Source organism: Inediibacterium massiliense, from assembly GCF_001282725.1.
In the GTDB taxonomy this organism is placed as follows: Bacteria; Bacillota; Clostridia; order Peptostreptococcales; family Thermotaleaceae; genus Anaerophilus; species Anaerophilus massiliensis.
This window is the reverse complement of sequence record NZ_LN876587.1, coordinates 833,564-847,833: the sequence shown is the minus strand read 5'-3', so window position 1 is coordinate 847,833 and position 14,270 is coordinate 833,564. Positions and strand designations below refer to the sequence as shown.

At 31.2% G+C, this 14,270-nt stretch carries 13 protein-coding genes; all 13 read right to left on the bottom strand.

What is annotated here, in order from left to right:
- Positions 1 to 7: 7 nt before the first annotated feature.
- On the bottom strand, positions 8 to 3,568 hold the full coding sequence (smc, locus tag BN2409_RS12585) for a chromosome segregation protein SMC (RefSeq protein WP_053956972.1): 3,561 nt from the start codon (positions 3,566 to 3,568) through the stop codon (positions 8 to 10).
- 121 nt (positions 3,569 to 3,689) lie between these two features.
- Positions 3,690 to 4,745, bottom strand: coding sequence for an elongator complex protein 3 (locus BN2409_RS12580; RefSeq protein WP_053956971.1), 1,056 nt, complete (start codon positions 4,743 to 4,745; stop codon positions 3,690 to 3,692).
- 1 nt (position 4,746) lies between these two features.
- A complete protein-coding gene (gene rnc, locus BN2409_RS12575; protein WP_053956970.1) occupies positions 4,747 to 5,457 on the bottom strand; it encodes a ribonuclease III in 711 nt (236 codons plus the stop codon).
- A 112-nt stretch (positions 5,458 to 5,569) separates the two neighbouring features.
- Positions 5,570 to 6,814, bottom strand: coding sequence for a beta-ketoacyl-ACP synthase II (fabF, locus tag BN2409_RS12570; protein ID WP_053956969.1), 1,245 nt, complete (start codon positions 6,812 to 6,814; stop codon positions 5,570 to 5,572).
- A gap of 43 nt (positions 6,815 to 6,857) precedes the next feature.
- Positions 6,858 to 7,604 (bottom strand): 3-oxoacyl-[acyl-carrier-protein] reductase, encoded by a 747-nt coding sequence (gene fabG / locus BN2409_RS12565; RefSeq protein WP_479691179.1) that lies wholly within the window; start codon positions 7,602 to 7,604, stop codon positions 6,858 to 6,860.
- A gap of 9 nt (positions 7,605 to 7,613) precedes the next feature.
- A complete protein-coding gene (gene fabD / locus BN2409_RS12560; RefSeq protein ID WP_053956967.1) occupies positions 7,614 to 8,561 on the bottom strand; it encodes an ACP S-malonyltransferase in 948 nt (315 codons plus the stop codon).
- 12 nt (positions 8,562 to 8,573) lie between these two features.
- The gene (gene fabK / locus BN2409_RS12555) at positions 8,574 to 9,518 is read right to left on the bottom strand and encodes an enoyl-[acyl-carrier-protein] reductase FabK (protein WP_053956966.1); all 945 of its coding nucleotides are present in this window, start codon (positions 9,516 to 9,518) and stop codon (positions 8,574 to 8,576) included.
- Positions 9,519 to 9,534: 16 nt separating this feature from the next.
- Positions 9,535 to 10,533, bottom strand: a complete 999-nt coding sequence (locus BN2409_RS12550; RefSeq protein ID WP_053956965.1) for a beta-ketoacyl-ACP synthase III — start codon at positions 10,531 to 10,533, stop codon at positions 9,535 to 9,537.
- Between the two features lies 1 nt (position 10,534).
- Entirely contained in the window at positions 10,535 to 11,533 is a 999-nt protein-coding gene (gene plsX, locus BN2409_RS12545; RefSeq protein ID WP_053957741.1) for a phosphate acyltransferase PlsX, read from the bottom strand.
- 12 nt (positions 11,534 to 11,545) lie between these two features.
- Positions 11,546 to 12,112, bottom strand: a complete 567-nt coding sequence (gene fapR, locus BN2409_RS12540) for a transcription factor FapR (protein ID WP_053956964.1) — start codon at positions 12,110 to 12,112, stop codon at positions 11,546 to 11,548.
- Between the two features lie 127 nt (positions 12,113 to 12,239).
- On the bottom strand, positions 12,240 to 12,419 hold the full coding sequence (gene rpmF, locus BN2409_RS12535; protein WP_053956963.1) for a 50S ribosomal protein L32: 180 nt from the start codon (positions 12,417 to 12,419) through the stop codon (positions 12,240 to 12,242).
- A gap of 19 nt (positions 12,420 to 12,438) precedes the next feature.
- Positions 12,439 to 12,939: a YceD family protein gene (locus BN2409_RS12530; protein WP_053956962.1), complete on the bottom strand. Its 501-nt coding sequence runs from the start codon at positions 12,937 to 12,939 to the stop codon at positions 12,439 to 12,441.
- Between the two features lie 122 nt (positions 12,940 to 13,061).
- Entirely contained in the window at positions 13,062 to 14,255 is a 1,194-nt protein-coding gene (locus BN2409_RS12525; RefSeq protein WP_053956961.1) for an acetate/propionate family kinase, read from the bottom strand.
- Between the last annotated feature and the right edge of the window lie 15 nt (positions 14,256 to 14,270).

Below are 14,270 nucleotides of genomic sequence, written 5' to 3'. Positions count from 1 at the left end.
TTCCTCCTTAGCTAGCTTGTTCTTCCAATTTTACAGAAACTAGTGTAGACACTCCATGTTCTTGCATAGTCACTCCATATAAAGCATCTACTGATTCCATTGTTCCTTTTCTATGAGTCACAACAATAAATTGAGTCTCTTTCGAAAACTCTTTTAAAAAATTTGCATATCGATAAACATTGGCATCATCCAATGCTGCTTCAATTTCATCTAAAATACAAAATGGAGTAGGTTTTACCTTTAAAATAGCAAATAATAAGGCAATGGCAGTAAGTGCTCTTTCTCCTCCTGATAATAGTGAAAGGTTTTGAAGTTTCTTTCCTGGTGGTTGAGCAATAATCTCTATGCCTGAATTTAAAAGATCTTCTTCATTTTCTAATAAAAGTTGTGCTTTTCCCCCTCCAAAAAGCTTTTGGAACACCTCATTAAAATTGATTTTTATTTTTGCAAAAGATTCAGCAAACTGATCCTTCATAGTATGTTCCATTTCTTTGATTACTTTTTTAAGAGATTCTATAGCAGTTTTCAAATCATCCTTTTGTCCTGTTAAAAATTCATATCTTTCTAATACCTCTTTATATTCTTCTATAGACCCTACATGTACCGTTCCTAATTCTTTTATCTTCTTTTTAATCATTTTAATTTCTTTTCCTGATTCGGTTACATTCACAGGCTCTCTTTTATATTCTAATGCCTCCATATAAGTAATTTCATATTCTTCCAATAATTTATCGCAAAATGATTCTTGTTGCATTTCTAATCTAGCAAGTTTTACTTCAATTTTATGACTACTGTCTTGTAATTCAACTACATTTTGTGTAACATTTTTTAATTTTTCTTGAATTTCTTCAAAGTTTTTTGTGTTTTTATTCTTTTTTTCTTTTTCCTGTGCCATATTGAATTCACATTGTTTTTTTAAAACTTCAGCATCTTTTATTTCTAATTTGAATTGGTTTAATTCTTTTTGTAAAAATTCTTTGTTTTTAATGAATTCTTCAATTTCTTTTTTCTTAATTTCTCTTGTTTCTTTGAATTGACCTAGTTTATTTTTAAAATCTTGGATATTCTTATTTATATGTTCCTTTTTTTCTTCTAAAGAAGCAATTTTTATTTGAAGCTGGGTCACTTCTTGAGAAACCTCTTCTTTTTGAATTTTTTTCTCCTCATATACCTCTTTTTTAGAAGATACTCCATTTTTAAGCTCCATTTCCTCTTGTTGTAATTTTTGGATTTGATCTTCTTTCTGTTGTATCTCATTCTGTGTATGAATGGTATCTGCTTCTAATTGATCCATTTCTAAATGAATTCTTTCTATATTTTCTTCATAATTTTTTATATCTTTATAAAATTGTTCTTTTCTGTTTTTTACATGAATGAGTTCAATTTCTTTTTCTTTTAATTCTTGCTCTTTATTCTTAAATTGTTGTATTCTTTTTTCTAATGCTTCTTTTCTTTCTTGTATTCCTTCATTTTTTTGATCATATTCTTTATAAAGCATACCTAAATCACAATTTAATTCTTCAATTTCTGTCTTTCTACTTAATATATTTAATGTTTTAGAATGATAACTTCCTCCTGTTATAGCTCCACTTGGATTAATAACATCTCCATCTAAGGAAACAATTTTATATTTTGTTTTTTTAGATAATAGAATTCCATTTTCTATTTTGTCTACTAAAATGATTCTTCCTAATAAATATTCAAAAATATTTTTATATTCATTTGGAAAACTTACTAAATCTACAGCAAATCCTATAAACCCTTTTTCATCTTTAAAAGATTCTTTGTGAGAATATGGTTTATCCAAAAAACGATCCATAGGAAGAAAAGTCACTCTTCCTAATTTGTTTTTCTTTAAATGCTGAATCATTTTATTTGCATCTTGAGTTTTTTGACAAACTATATTTTGCATACTATTTCCTAAAGCTACTTCGATAGCTGTCTCGTATCCTCTTGGAACTGTTAAAAGCTTTGCTACGACACCCTCTATACCATTTCCTAAATTTTCATTTTTTTGAGCTTCTAGCAAAGTATTTTTTACACTTTTGTGAAACCCTTCATAGTCTTTCTCCATTTCTTCTAATAAACTTTTTCTTGTTGTCTTTTGCTGTATTTTTTCTTTGCTAATTATATTTTGCTCTTGATCTTTTTGTATGATATTTTGAAATTGTTCTATTTCTTTTTGAAGAACATCCTTCTCTTCTATCATCTTGTTTAAATTTTCTTCTTTTTCTTGCAAAATCTTTTCTAAATGATTTTTCTCTTGAAGCATCCTATTTTTATTTGTCTGTATCTGATTTTTTTCTTCTTCAATTTGACTTTTTCTTTTAAGCATGTTCTTTTGCAAATGGATTAACCCTTGCATATACGTTTTATGAGATGCCATTTCATTTAATATTTCAATGACATTTGTTTTTTCATTCTCCATTTCATCTTCTTGCTGCTTTAACACTTGATTGATGCTTTTAAGTAACTTAAGCTTATCCTCTAAATTTTTTTTGTTTACTTGTGCAAATTCATTTTCTTCTTCATAATCCTTCTTCATGCTTTCTAACTCAATCAAATATTTTTCTTCATCTTTTTGTGTATCTTCTATTTCTTTATTGAGCCGATCTATATTATTCATGTGATTATGAATTTTTTCTTGATAAAGTCCTATTTCCCCATCTTTTTTTTCTATAAAGTGAACGGTATCAAATATATTGTTTTGAAGTTGTCCAATAGATGTTTCTAACTCTTCCATTTCCTTTTTATAATAAATATAAGTTTCTTCAATTTGTTTTTTCTCTTTTGAATAATGATGAAACTGATCTGATATGATTTCTTTTTGTTCCTGTAATTCTTTGATTTCATATTTCAAACTTTCCATCTCATGAACAAATAAATTGATTTCTAAATCTTTTAGTTTTTCTTGTAATTCTAAAAAGCTTTTTGCTTTTTCACTTTGTATCTTTAAGGGATCTATCCTATTTTTTAATTCTTTAATAATATCATCAATACGAATTAAATTTTGTGTTGTATTTTCTAATTTTTTTTGAGCATCTTCTTTTCTTGTTCTATATTTTACAATTCCAGCAGCTTCCTCAAATAAAAGTCTTCTATTTCCTGATTTATTATTTAATATTTCATCTATTTTTCCTTGTCCAATAATAGAATACCCATCTACCCCTACTCCTGTATCCATAAAAAGTTCTTTTACATCTTTTAATCTACATAAAGATTTATTAATCGAGTATTCGCTTTCTCCAGAACGATACACTCTCCTTGTAACAGTTATTTCCGTATAATCTACTGGAAGTTTTCCAGATTCATTACTTAATGTTAGAGATACCTCTGCCATTCCCACAGGCTTTCTTTGTGTCGTTCCAGCAAATATTACATCATCCATTCGACTTCCTCTTAAAGTTTTTGCACTTTGTTCTCCTAGTACCCATCTAATGGCATCAGAAATATTACTCTTTCCACTTCCATTAGGTCCTACAATCCCTGTAACCCCTTTTTCAAAATCTATTTGTGTTTTATTTGCAAAAGATTTAAATCCTTGAAGTTCAATTTTCTTTAGGTACAAATTTGAAACACCTCTTCTTTTTTAGTCGCATTTCATTATTTTATCATATATCAAAAATCAATTACAATGCAATTTAAAGCCTATCTTTCATAGATAAGTTTTAAATTGCATTATCCAAATACTATTTTATGGAATAAAGAATGTTATTGTCTTCATAAAAAATTTGTACTTGGTCTAATTTTAAATCATTATTCTTTGAAATGCTAATCTTATGGATTTTATATTTTTCTTCAATAAAATCTATATTTTCTTTTTTATGTCCCACTATATTTGAAATATTTTTCTCATGAACCCTTAACTTTACAAATGGAATATGGTTTATTTTATGTATAGAAAATGTACGATCTAGCACTTCCTTAAAAATTTTTGATTCTACTAATTGTCTAAAAGCAGGATGAAAAGGACCTGCAATAACCTCTCTTCCTAACAAAATATTCTCTGTAGGCTGTAGTCCTATTCTGATAACCGGAATATTATATTTCATAAAGCTTAGTAATAATTTTTTGCTTATACTTACTGCCTTTTCTATAGACAATGGATCATATTCTCCTCTTTCATACATTTTCTCTAGATATGTGCCCTTAATGACTAAAGTAGGATATATCCTAACGAAGTGAGGTTTTAGCTTAATAATTTCACTTGCTGTATATTCTGCCTTCTTCAGGGTATCCAATGGAAGTCCTATCATCATTTGAAGACCAATTTGTACATTAAATTTTCTCAAAACTTCAACAGCTTGTATGACATCTTTAGGTGTATGTCCTCTATTACTTTTTTTGAGTACTTCCTCATCCATAGATTGTACACCTAATCCTATAATAGATACACCATATTTTTCTAAAAATTCAACAATAGATTCATTGATATAATCAGGACGAGTAGAAATTCTTATATCATTCACAACACCTTTATTCTTCCATTTATATGCTACCTCTAAAAGCTCTTGTTGCTTTTTTTGTTCTATTCCTGTAAAACTTCCTCCAAAAAATGCAATCTCTACATGTTTATCTTCTATATCTTGTATCGTAGCCATATAATCTATAATTTGCTGATTGACTTTCTCTTTTGTAACTTCTTCTTCACATCCAGTAATTTTTTTTTGATTACAAAAAACACAATCAAAAGGACACCCTCTATGAGGAACAAATATAGGAATAATATAGTGTTTCTTTGCCATATTACATCACCTTCTTTAAAGCTTTTTGTGCTGCATTTTGTTCTGCTTCTTTTTTGCTTTTACCTGACCCTTCTCCTAAAACTTCATCTCCTATTTTTACCTGTACATAAAAAATCTTATTATGATCTGGTCCTTCTTCATGAACTACTTCATAAGAAATCTTTTTTGTATTGATACTTTGAATAAATTCTTGTAAATGAGTTTTATAATCTTTAAAAATTTTCCCTTCAATAGCATCTTCTATAGTTTGATGTAATGTTCTTAATATAAACTCACTTACCTTTGTTAATCCACCATCTAAATAAATAGCTCCTATGATGGCTTCAAAAGTATCTGCTAATATGGATACTCTTTCTCTTCCTCCTGTTACTTCCTCCCCTTTTCCTAAAAGAAGATAATTACCCATCTGCATACTCATAGAACAATTAGCTAGTGATGGCTCACATACGATACTTGCCCTAATCTTAGTAAGTTCTCCTTCTTGTAGAGTAGATAAATGATTGTAAAGATAATCACTAATCACAATACTCAGTACAGAATCCCCTAAAAACTCTAATCTTTCATTATAAGGGATCTTCCTTTTTTTATGTTCATTTGCATAAGAGCTATGTGTTAAGGCTTCATTCAAAAGTTCAATATTGTTAAATTCATATCCTAATTTTTTCACTAGTTCCTTTAAAGTTTCTTCTCTTTCTTTTTTTATACGCTGCAATTTTTGTCCTCCTTCGTATTCATACACTTTTTTACCTTAGTTTATTGTACACTTTTTTGATCTATTTTAAAAGTTTCCATTTTTAAAAATGGGAAGTCTTTAAAAGACTCCCCTATTTTACACAATATTTTTTTAATAAAATAGATGCATTATGACCGCCAAAACCTAATGAATTAGATAGTGCATATTCTACATCTGCTTTTCTTCCTTCATTTGGAACATAGTCTAGATCACATTCTTCATCTTTTGTAGTATAGTTCATAGTTGGAGGTATAAAATTTTCTGTAAGTGCCATTACACACGCAATAGCTTCTATTCCTCCTGCAGCTCCTAATAAATGTCCTGTCATAGATTTTGTTGAACTTACTGCTAGCTTATAAGCATGATCTTTAAATAAAGATTTGATCGCCATAGTTTCAAATTTATCATTATATGCTGTTGATGTTCCATGAGCATTAATATAATCAACATCTTCAGGTGAAATGCCTGCATCTTTTATAGCATTTTCCATAGATCTTTTCGCTCCTTCTCCTTCTGGAGCTGGAGTTGTAATATGATATGCATCTCCACTCATTCCATAACCTACAACTTCTGCATAAATATGAGCACCACGAGCCACTGCATGTTCTAATTCTTCAAGAATTAAAATTCCTGCTCCTTCTCCCATTATAAAACCATCTCTGTCTTTATCAAAAGGTCTACTTGCTTTTTCTGGCTCATCATTTCTTGTAGACAATGCTTTCATAGATGAAAATCCTGCTACAGCCAAAGGAGTAATCGAAGCTTCTGCTCCTCCTGTAATCATAATATCTGCATCACCCCTTTGGATGATTTTAAAAGCATCTCCAACGGCATTGGTTGAAGTTGCACATGCAGTTACTACTGTAGTATTAGGTCCCTTTGCTCCAAAAGCAATAGAAACCTGTCCTGCTCCAATATTTGAGATCATCATTGGAATAAAAAATGGGCTCACTCTTCCTGGTCCTTTGTTTAAAAGCTTTTCATGTTCTCTTTCAAAAGTTTCGATTCCACCGATTCCAGAACCTACTACTACTCCAAATCTATTTTTATCTATTTCATCTAAATCTAATTTAGAATCTTCTATAGCCATCTTGCTTGCAGCTACTGCATATTGAGTAAATCTATCCATTCTTTTTGCTTCTTTTTTCTCTATATAATCTGTTGGCTCAAAATTTTTTACTTCTGCTGCAATTTTAGTAGAAAAATCTTCTGTATCAAATTTTGTAATTTTTCCTACTCCATTTTTCCCTTCTCTTAATCCTTTAAAAAACTCCTCTTTTCCAATTCCTATGGGAGTAATTGCTCCAAGCCCAGTCACAACAACTCTTCTATTCAAAATAAAAACCTCCCTATCCTATTTTTAAAAATAGTTTTTTATATTACATAGCCATCCCGCCATCTATATGAATCACTTGTCCTGTAATGTATTTTGCCTCATCCATACATAAAAAAGCTACAGCATTGGCTACATCTTCAGGCTTTCCTAATTCTTTCATTGGAATTTGTTCCATAATTTGTTTTTTTACTTCGTCAGATAAAACCTCTGTCATATCTGTTTGAATAAATCCTGGTGCTACTGCATTTACATTAATCCCTCTTGATCCTAATTCTTTTGCAATAGACTTAGTAAATCCTATGACTCCAGCTTTAGATGCAGCATAATTTGCTTGTCCAGCATTTCCAGTAACCCCTACTACAGATGCTATATTTACAATCTTACCACTTCTTTGCTTCATCATTTTTTTAGTCACTGCCTTTGTGCAGTTGTATGTGCCTTTTAAATTAATGTTGATTACTTGATCCCAGTCTTCTTCTTTCATTCTCATTAATAAATTATCTTTTGTAACTCCTGCATTATTGATTAAAATATCAATAGAGTCAAATTGTTCTTCTACTTCTTTTATAAAATTTGCTACTTCCTCACTATTAGAAACATCTGCTTTTATTGCAATAGCTTCTCTTCCCATATTTTTTATTTCTGCTACTACTTCCTCTGCTCTTTTGGGATTACTTGTATAATTGACAACAATATTTGCTCCTAAATTTGCAAGTGTCAATGCAATAGCTTTTCCTATTCCTCTAGAACCTCCTGTGACAATAGCAGTTTTTCCTTCTAATTTCATTATAATCTCCTCCTATTTCAAAACAGCTTCTATTACTGCTTCTAAAGTTTTTTGATCTTCTACATTATAGATCTCTACTTTTTGATCTTCTTTTTTGCTGATTTTTTTAATAAATCCACTCAATGATTTTCCTGGTCCTATTTCTATAAAAGTATTGATTCCTTCATGAAGCATTTTTGTAACACTATCTTCCCATAATACAGAATTGCTTACTTGTTTGATAAGTAGTTCTTTCGCTTCTGATGAATCTTTATAATAATCTCCATTGACATTTGCAATGACTGGTACTTTTAACTCTTTGATAGAAATATTTTCTAACTCCTTAGATAATTTTTCTCCCGCAGGGATAAGCATTGAACAATGAAAAGGTGCACTTACTGGAAGAATCACTGCCTTTTTAGCACCTAATTCTTTTGCAAACTCACAAGTTTTTTCTACAGCTATAATTTCTCCAGAGATAACAATTTGTCCTGGACTGTTAAAATTTGCAGCTTCTACAATTCCAAATTCTTTTCCTTTTTCTAATGCTTTATATAAATCTTCTCTGTCCATTCCAAGAATTGCAGCCATTGTTCCTACTCCTAGAGGAACTGCTTCTTGCATATATTTGCCTCTTTTTTTCACTAATGCTACTGCATCTTTAAATTCCATTGCACCGGAAATCACTAAAGATGCATATTCTCCTAAACTAAGTCCTGCTGTAACTTGAGGATGTATTCCTTTTTCTTCTAAAACCTTTGCAATCGCTATACAAGTAGTTAATATAGCAGGTTGTGTGTTTTCTGTTTTTTTAAGCTCCTCTTCTGGTCCTTCAAAACACATTTTTTTCATATCATATCCTACAGATAAGGTTGCCTCTTGAAATATTTCATTTGCTACTTTATAGTGTTTTGAAATTTCTTCTCCCATTCCAACATATTGAGCTCCTTGTCCAGGGAAGACAAATGCAATTTTTTTCATAATATCCACTCCTTATTGCCATATATGATTCATTGCTTGGTAATTTTCTTTCATTCCTAACATGATTTCTTCTATGATTTCTTTACAGCTTTTAATATCATTAATCATTCCTGCAATTTGACCTGACATAATAGATCCATTTTCTATGTCTCCATCAATAGCTGCTATTTTTAATTTTCCTGCCCCTAATTGCTCTAATTCTTCTATAGAGCAACCTTTCTTTTCTAACCGATCAAATTCCTTAGCTAGTTTATTTTTAATGATTCTTACAGGATGTCCTGTACTTCTTCCTGTCACTACTGTATCTCGATCCTTTGCCTTTAAGATTATTTCTTTGTATTTATCATGAACTTGACATTCCTTAGAACATACAAATCTTGTTCCTATTTGTACAGCTTCTGCCCCTAGAGAAAATGCTGCCATCATTCCTCTTCCATCTGCAACTCCCCCTGCTGCAATCACAGGAATATTTACTGCATCTGCAATTTGAGGAACTAAAACCATAGTCGTAAGTTCTCCAATATGACCTCCTGCTTCTGTTCCTTCTACAATTATTGCATCTGCCCCAGATTTTTCAACTCTTTTTGCAAGAGCAATCGAAGGAACTACTGGAATAACTTTTGTACCTATACTTTTTAAATCTTTGATATACTTTGATGGATTTCCTGCACCAGTCGTTACAACAGGTACTTTCTCAGAAAAAACAAGTTCCATGATTTCATCTATATAAGGAGACAATAACATGACATTGATTCCATAAGGTTTATCTGTGAGTGACTTTATTTTGTCTATTTCTTTTTTAACAATATGAGCAGGTGCATTTCCAGCAGCTATAATTCCTAATCCGCCTGCATTAGATACTGCTGCCGCTAACTCTGCTGTAGAAATCCATGCCATTGCTCCTTGAAATATTGGATACTCAATTCCCAATAATTTACACACTCTTGAATGGATCATATACACACCCCCTTATTTACTTATTCCAACGTATCACATTGGACCCCCAAGTAAGTCCTGCACCAAATCCTACTAAAACAATCAAATCCCCTTTTTTTATTTTACTTTGTTTTACCGCTTCATCTAAAGCAACAGGAATAGATGCAGCAGACATATTTCCTACTTTATCTAAATTTACAAATATTTTTTCCATAGGAAGATTTAATTTTTTTGCTGCTGATTTAATAATTCTAATGTTTGCTTGATGTGGAATCAAACAATCTACATCATCTATATTATATCCGCTTAAATTTAGGGCTTCTATAGAAGCTTTAGGCATCGTTCTCGCTGCAAACTTAAATACTTCACTTCCATCCATCTTTAGATAATGAAGTCTTTGTTCTATCGTTTCTATAGATGCAGGCATCAATGAACCTCCTGCAGGCATAGTTAAGAATTTTCCTCCTTCTCCATCCGCTCCCATGGTAGAAGATAAAATTCCAAATCCTTCCTCTGTAGGCCCTAAAACTGCTGCCCCTGCTCCATCTCCAAATAAAACACAGGTATTTCGATCCTTCCAATCTAATATTTTAGATAGAGTCTCTGCTCCAATAACTAAAACTCTTTGATACATCCCTGTAGCAATAAATTGTTTTGCAACACTTAATCCATATAAAAATCCAGAACAACCTGCTGCTAAATCAAAAGCTGCTGCGTTTATAGCTTTGATCTCCTTCTGTACAATACAAGCTGTAGATGGAAAAAGCATATCAGGTGTTACTGTAGCTACAATGATAAGATCTATTTCCTCTGGTAAAACTTTTGCATCTTCTAATGCAAGCTTTGCAGCCTTTGTAGCAAGATGAGCAGTAGCTGTATTTTCATCTGCAATATGTCTTCCTTTGATTCCAGTTCTTGCTACAATCCATTCATCACTTGTATCTACTATTTGTTCAATGTCATGATTGGTCATAATCTTTGGTGGAAGATAACTTCCAGTCCCTAGTATTCCTACTGGCCTTATTTGATTTTGCATCCTATTCATCTCCTATTTTCTGAATCTGTACCTTTATGTTTTTGATCACTTCTTCTTGGGCAAAAGCTTTTGCTTGTTTTATTGCATTTTTTATTGCCTTAGCATTTGAGCTTCCATGTGCTTTGATTACTGCACCCTCTACTCCTAATAATGGTGCCCCTCCATACTCTGTATAATCCATTATTTTTTTAAATTCCTTTAAGGAAGGTTTTAAAAGCATAGCACCTATTTTTGTCATCATATTTTTTAAAAATTGTTCCTTTAGCATAGCCATCATATTCATAGCTACACCCTCTGTTAATTTTAATATAATGTTTCCAACAAAACCATCACATACAATCACATCTACAATTCCTGATGGAAGGTCTCTTGCTTCTGCATTTCCATAAAAATTCATAGAAGCTTTTGAAAGCAACTCAAAAGAATCTTTTGCTAAAGGATTTCCTTTTCCTTCTTCTGTACCAATATTTGCAATGCCTATAGAAGGATTTTCTATTTTAAGCACTCTTTGAGCATAAATAGATCCCATTATCCCAAATTCCAATAAATTTCTAGGCTTACATTCTGCATTTGCCCCTGCATCTACTAAAAGAGATTTTCCTTTTTTTGTAGGATAAAAGGATGCAATAGCTGGCCGGTCTATTCCTTTGATTCTTCCAAGTCCAAACAGACTTCCTGCAAGTAATGCCCCTGTATTACCTGCTGACACAAAAGCATCTACTTTTTTTTCTTTCAATAAGTTAATTCCTACTACCATAGAAGAATCCTTTTTCTTTCTCACTGCTGCTACAGGTTTATCTGTATTTTCAATAACCTCCTGGGCATAAATTATATGCAATTGATCTTTATCAAATTTTTTCCCATTCAATGCATTTTTTAGGGCATCTTCTTTTCCTATTAAAAAAATTTCTACATCTAGTTGAGAGATAGCGTCTATACAACCTTTGACAATTTCTATTGGAGCATTGTCTCCTCCCATCCCATCTACAGCAATTTTTATTTTATTCATCTTTTATTCCTCCCCAATAGCTACGAGAATAAATTTCCCCCTAAATACTTGTTCTGTTTTTACATATATTTTCACATGAACAAAGTACTTATTCCCTCTTTGATTTACTACTTCAGCTTTTGCTACTAATTTCTGTCCTGATAAAACAGGAACTCTATATTTCATATTGGCAACTCCTGTTAAAGCTACTTTTGTATTAATGACTGCCATAGCTAAAGATTCAGCCATAGAAAAGATATGATGTCCCTTTACTACCTTTGTCTTTTTAAAAGCCAAATCAATGGTTGTCTCAAGGATAGAAATACCATTTTCATTTAAATTTAAATCAATCAATTCTCCTACGATTTCAGTTTCTCTTAAACTAATAACTTTTGAATAGTTTTTTTGGGCAACCTTTTTAATTCTTTCTCTCAATTCTGGTATTCTAAGTTCTAATCTATCTAAACGAATAGTTTGTATGCTTACTCCAAAATGCTCGCTTAATTCTTCATCTGTTACAAAAGGTTCTTTTTCAATTTTTTCTATTAATTCCAATTGTCTTGCCTTTTTACTTTTTCTTTTACTAGGCATATATTTCACCTCTTTTAGTATCTGAAATTAGTACCTGATACTAACATTAAGTATATAATAAGTTTTTCCACAAATCAACCATTTTAAAAAAAAATAGTAATGATGATGTCATCATTACTATCTTAGATTACTTTACTTCCATTACCTCTTTGTCATTATAAAAACCACATTTTTTACATACTCTATGTTGCATTTTTGGTTCATGACATTGTGGACATTCTACAACATTAATTGCTGTCATTTTTATATTTGATGCTCTTCTTTTATCTCTTCTTGCTTTGGATGTTTTTCTCTTAGGTACTGCCATTTTTTCCACCTCCTTACCATTATTGTAGCAAATCTTTTAGCTTAGCTAGTCTAGGGTCTATATCATCTTTTGAACAATCACATGTATCTTCATTCAAATTTTTCCCACAGACCAAACATAATCCCTTACAATTTTCATCACAAACAATTTTCATTGGAAGTGCTTCCACTAATGTGTTCTCTATAATTTCTGATAACTCTACTTGCTTATTCTTGATTATATAGTATTCTCCAGTTTCAGCTTCAAAAGAACCTTCTGTTACTAGCTTTTCATCCACTTCCCCATAAAAAGTTTGTTCAAATTTCTTTAAACATCTATGACAATGAAATACTCCTGTACTTTGAGCTATTCCTTTTATATAAAAATCTCCATTTGAAATATATACATTTCCTTTAAAAACAGTCGGACCAACTAATACAATTTCATCTCCAAAACTATCTAATTTTTCAATTTCATCTTTCATTTCTATAGATAATTGATTTTTTTGACCATCCATCAATTCTGCTATATTTATTTTCATTACTTTCACCTCATTGTATTAACAGAATTAATTATACAAACGGAGCTGGTATTTGTCAAGTAAAAATACTTGATAGATGTCTTATTATAGATAAAAGGTAGGAAAATTCCTACCTTTTATCCCTATTTTACAAGTTCTAATGTATCTTGTGCAATCATTAACTCTTCATTTGTAGGGATAACTAAAACTTTTACTTTTGAATTGTCTGTGCTCACAACAGCATCTTTTCCTCTGATATTATTTTTTGCAGGATCTACTTCAATACCCATAAATTCTAACCCTTTACAAATATCTTCTCTATTAGAAATAGAATTTTCTCCAAGTCCTGCTGTAAATACTAAAACATCTGCTCCGCCTAATAGTGCTACATAAGATCCTATATATTTTTTTACACGTTGATTGAAAGTATCTAAAGCTAATTGAGCTCTTTCATTTCCTTGTTCTGCTGCATTTTCTATATCTCTAAAATCACTACTTACTCCAGAAATACCTAATACTCCTGATTTTTTATTTAAAAGGTTATTCACTTCTTCAAGATTTAATTTTTCTTTTTCCATAATATAAGTAACAATAGCAGGGTCAATATCTCCACATCTTGTACCCATTACAAGACCTTCTAGCGGTGTAAAGCCCATACTTGTATCCACACATTTTCCATTTTCAATTGCTGCTAAGCTTGCACCATTTCCTAAGTGGCATGTAATAATTTTTAAATCTTCTAATTTTTTACCAAGAAAATCTGCTGCTCTTTGACAAACATATCTGTGACTTGTTCCATGGAATCCGTATCTACGAACTCCATATTTTTCATAAAGTTCATAAGGAAGTGGGTAAATATAAGATGCTTTTGGCATAGTTTGATGGAATGCTGTATCAAATACTGCTACCATTGGTGTATTTGGCATTAATTCTTTACAAGCATCAATTCCCATTAAGTTAGCTGGGTTATGTAGTGGCGCTAATTCTATACAATCTTCTAATGCTTTCAACACTTCATCTGTAATGATTACAGATTCACTAAATTTCTCTCCAGCATGAACCACTCTATGTCCTACTGCAGAAATTTCACTCATATCTTTGATAGCACCATGTTTTTCATCTACTAAAGCATTTAAAACAAGTCCTAAAGCTACCTTATGATCCTTCATAGGTGTTTTGATAACTACTTTGTCCATTCCTTCTATTTCATGTTTTAAAACAGAACCTTCAATTCCTATTCTTTCTACAAGACCCTTTGCTAAAACACTTTCATCACTCATATTAATTAATTGATATTTAAGTGATGAACTACCACAATTAATCACTAGTATGTTCATTTTATATCCTCCTTC